Below are 625 nucleotides of genomic sequence, written 5' to 3' on the forward strand. Positions count from 1 at the left end.
GGGGGGGGGGACAGCGGAACATCTGTTGTACAACGGAAGCCGAAAAAAGCTGACGTTGTTGGCAATCCAGCATCACGATGCTGCCCAATCATGAAAATCAGATAGGTTCCCGATCGCAATCACTGACTGAGTGAGGAACCCCGCGGCAGCATGCGTCCAAGCACTTTGTCTTTCAGGACAAACTGATGAAAAAGCGCCGCCGCGCCATGGCCTGTCGCAAGACCCATAATCAACCAGGCGTTCCAGTAATGTAGCGTCTGAAACCACGTCACGGTTTCCGCCGGGAACCGCGCGAACGGGGATGGAATCAGGAGGCCGAAAAAACTCATCGTCTGCCCGGCACCCCATCGCCAGAGATAGCCCAGCAAGATTTCCGCCAGAAGCAGCACATAGAGCGTGTACTCTGCTCCAAGGGCGAATACCCGGTCCACAGGCACGAGAAGGTCCGACAGATGCCGGCCTTTCGTCAGACGCCAGACAATGCGGAACACCATAATTGCGGTCAGCAGGATGCCGGCTGTCAGATGCGCGACCACCATCAGATGATGGACGGGTTTTGTTGGCCAGTTCCAGGTTTCGCCAAGAGCAAACTGAAGCAGCACCAGAAAGGCCGTCATCCAGTGAA

Annotated in this window: 1 protein-coding gene; it reads right to left on the bottom strand. The window is 56.2% G+C overall.

Features of this window, described 5'->3' with window-relative positions; translation table 11 throughout:
- Window positions 1–119 precede the first annotated feature (119 nt).
- A partial coding sequence (locus AABE20_RS11265) for a cytochrome b (protein WP_338333151.1) occupies window positions 120–625 on the bottom strand: 506 nt, incomplete at its 5' end.

Source organism: Acetobacter zythi, assembly GCF_963921165.1.
GTDB lineage: Bacteria > Pseudomonadota > Alphaproteobacteria > Acetobacterales > Acetobacteraceae > Acetobacter.